The 1,097-nt window shown below is 52.7% G+C and carries 1 protein-coding gene; it reads right to left on the reverse strand.

Annotated features, from left to right (window positions below):
* Window positions 1-1,097 (reverse strand): elongation factor Tu (gene tuf / locus F3J30_RS22465; RefSeq protein ID WP_048338831.1); only part of this gene is annotated, 1,097 nt, incomplete at both ends.

Here is a 1,097-nt window from a genome sequence, read left to right on the forward strand (position 1 = left end):
AGAACTTTAGCAACAACGCCCGCGCCAACGGTACGGCCGCCTTCACGGATTGCGAAACGCAGACCGTCGTCCATCGCGATTGGGTGGATCAGAGTCACAACCATCTTGATGTTGTCGCCTGGCATTACCATCTCTACGCCTTCTGGCAGTTCGATGGTACCGGTCACGTCAGTTGTACGGAAGTAGAACTGTGGACGGTAGCCTTTGAAGAACGGAGTATGACGGCCGCCTTCGTCTTTGGACAGAATGTACACTTCAGATTCGAACTTGGTGTGTGGCTTGATTGAGCCTGGCTTCGCCAGTACCTGACCACGTTCGATTTCTTCACGTTTGATACCACGCAGCAGAACACCAACGTTCTCACCAGCACGGCCTTCGTCCAGCAGTTTGCGGAACATTTCAACGCCAGTACAGGTAGACTTCGCAGTCTCTTTGATACCAACGATTTCAACTTCTTCACCAACTTTGATGATACCGCGCTCTACACGACCGGTAACAACGGTACCACGACCGGAGATGGAGAATACGTCTTCGATTGGCAGCAGGAATGGCTTGTCAATCGCACGCTCTGGTTCTGGGATGTAAGAATCCAGGAAGCCAGCCAGTTCGATGATTTTCGCTTCCCACTCTGCTTCGCCTTCCAGCGCTTTCAGAGCTGAACCACGAACGATTGGAGTGTCGTCGCCTGGGAAATCGTACTGAGACAGAAGTTCACGAACTTCCATTTCTACCAGTTCCAGCAGCTCTTCGTCATCAACCATGTCGCATTTGTTCAGGAACACGATGATGAAAGGAACGCCTACCTGACGACCCAGCAGGATGTGCTCACGAGTCTGAGGCATTGGGCCGTCAGTCGCAGCAACTACCAGGATCGCGCCGTCCATCTGCGCAGCACCGGTGATCATGTTTTTAACATAGTCGGCGTGGCCTGGGCAGTCTACGTGTGCGTAGTGGCGAGTCGGGGTGTCATATTCAACGTGGGAAGTGTTGATGGTGATACCACGAGCTTTTTCTTCTGGTGCGTTATCGATCTGGTCGAATGCACGAGCAGAACCACCGTAGGTTTTTGCCAGAACGGTAGTGATTGCAGCGGTCAG

This window comes from Enterobacter sp. Tr-810 (assembly GCF_011752765.1).
In the GTDB taxonomy this organism is placed as follows: Bacteria; Pseudomonadota; Gammaproteobacteria; order Enterobacterales; family Enterobacteriaceae; genus Enterobacter; species Enterobacter soli.